This is a genomic window from Sandaracinobacteroides sp., from assembly GCF_057137845.1.
This window is the reverse complement of the sequence record NZ_DBNHFX010000062.1, coordinates 1-2,166: the sequence shown is the minus strand read 5'-3', so window position 1 is coordinate 2,166 and position 2,166 is coordinate 1. Positions and strand designations below refer to the sequence as shown.

Here is a 2,166-nt window from a genome sequence, read left to right as displayed (position 1 = left end):
ACCTATGCCCTGAAGGATGCCGACCGGGCGAAGTATCAGGCGATCGGCGAAAGCGACCGCATGACGCTGAGGTTCGTAAAGCCTGCGAACTGAAGGAAGGATGCAGGGTTCACGGCCGGTTCAAGGGGTGCGCGGCAGGCAGGGCGCATGGTGCATGGTCACGCCTTTTTGAGCGCCCTTTTGAACGCATGTCCGGGTCCGGAATCGTCGTGCGGCTGAAGGTGCTGCTCAGGTCGGTCGGGCGTTTGTCTTTGTGCGGGCTGCTCCTGGCGGGCGGCGCGGCCGCCTATGCGCAGAAGTCCGATCTGGGCGTTGTCGCGGCGCGGCCGATGCCCCCCGCCGAGCAGGAGCGTTGGGTTCCGGCGCGGTCGAGCAAGTCGGCCTGCATCGACATGGGGCGGATTGCCGGGGCGATGGTGGTCGATCACCGCAATGTCGATATCATCATGCGCGGCGGGCGGCGCTTCCGGCTGACGATGGCGCAGTCGTGCCCGCAGCTTGGATATTATGGCGGCTTTTACTATCGCCCCACACACAACGGAAAGCTGTGCGCTGGCGCTGACCGGGTGATGGCGCGTGCCGGCGGGTCGTGCCGCGTGCACAGGATTTCACAATTGAGTAAGGCACCGCCGCACAAGCGGCAGTAGCGGCTGCTGCGCACAGTGGCGGAAATGCCACAGGGGTCTTTATTGTTCCTTTGCCTGCGAACTGTTGTCCTAAAAAGTGACCCTGCCCTTCTGGACAAGCAACAGACGGACTGTTTCTATGCGAACATCGGTCGGGGAGGGCCGGTGACGTGCCAGAGAAGCCAGAATGGCTCCGGCGCGTTGCAACGTCTGGTTTCCTTCCATCGCCGGTAGGGAGATTGCCCCATGCGTGGGGCCAAGGGGAGGTTGATGATGAGTGCATCGAAACTGGCCGTTCGTGCTGCCCTGGTGTCGGCAGTATCCGTGCAGGGCCTGATCGGCTTTGCGGCGCTGGCGCAGACGGCGACCAGCAGTGCCGGCGTCAGCGATATCGTGGTCACGGCACAGCGGCAGGCGCAAAGCCTGCAGGACGTGCCGATCGCGGTGTCGGCCTTTTCTGCCGAAGCGCTGACGGAAAAGCAGATCAACAACGCTTCGCAGTTGCAGCTTTCGTTGCCCAACGTCACCTTCACCAAGGGTAACTTCACCGGCGCCAGCTTCACCATCCGCGGCGTCGGCGACCTGTGCGTCGGCGTGACCTGCGACAGCGCCACCGGCATCCACATGAACGATATGCCGCTGTTCGCCACCCGCATCTTCGAGACTGAATATTTCGACCTGGAACGGGTGGAAGTGCTGCGCGGGCCGCAGGGCACGCTGTTCGGCCGCAACGCCACTTCGGGCGTCGTCAACTTCGTTTCCGCCAAGCCGGTGATGCAGACGTTCAAGGCCTCGGGCGAGGCGGGCTACGGCAATTTCAACGAAATCCGTGTGCAGGGCATGGTAAACGTGCCGATCGGCGATACGCTGGCGGTGCGGGCGGCGGGTTTCTACATGAAGCGCGACGGTTACACCAGGAACCTGTTCGACGGCGCGAAATATGATGGCCGCGAAATGTATGCGCTGCGCGGCTCAGTCCGCTGGGAGCCGACGGACGACACCACGGTCGACGTGATGGGCTACTACTTCCGCGAGGACGACGACCGGATGCGCATTCAGAAGCAGATGTGCCAGACCGATCCTACGGGCGTGCTGGGCTGTCTGCCGGGGCGTCGCGAAAACGGCTTCACCAATTCCAACGCAACGCTTGGCGCAGTGCTTACCTCGCGCGAGCTGCTTGCGATTCAGGGCGGGCCGGTGCTTGGGCCGACGCTTGCAACCATCGGCCTTGGCAGCCTCTATGGCCCAAGCGCGTTTACCGGGACCAACCCCACCAGTCCACGCGAAGTCTATACCGACTATGCGCCGAAGTATTTTGCCGACGAATTGCAGATTCAGGGCCGAATCGAACATGATTTCGGCAGCGTGAAGGCTCGCCTTTCTGGACAGTATCAGCAGAACTCGGTGGATTCGGGGCAGGATTATGTGCTGTCGGTGCAGAATCGTGCGAATTATGCAGCCGGGCTTCAGAATCTGGTGAACCTGTCGACGGTGCTGCCGCAGTTCCGGCCGATGGTGAACGCGCTGTTGCCGGGCGGTG

General features: G+C 62.6%; 2 protein-coding genes and 1 pseudogene. All 3 read left to right on the top strand.

All coding sequences use genetic code 11. The annotated features are described in order from the left end of the window. A pseudogene (locus AC16JP_RS03090) lies at positions 1-93 on the top strand (methyltransferase); the annotation flags it as partial. A gap of 95 nt (positions 94-188) precedes the next feature. After that, positions 189-647, top strand: coding sequence for a hypothetical protein (locus AC16JP_RS03085; protein ID WP_484339135.1), 459 nt, complete (start codon positions 189-191; stop codon positions 645-647). A gap of 249 nt (positions 648-896) precedes the next feature. Further along, positions 897-2,166: TonB-dependent receptor (locus AC16JP_RS03080; RefSeq protein WP_484339134.1), on the top strand; the 1,270-nt coding region annotated here is incomplete at its 3' end.

Bases quoted from the DNA above. Each gene is read 5' to 3' on its own strand.
- AC16JP_RS03085 (WP_484339135.1), top strand. From the start codon at position 189: ATGTCCGGGTCCGGAATCGTCGTGCGGCTGAAGGTGCTGCTCAGGTCG.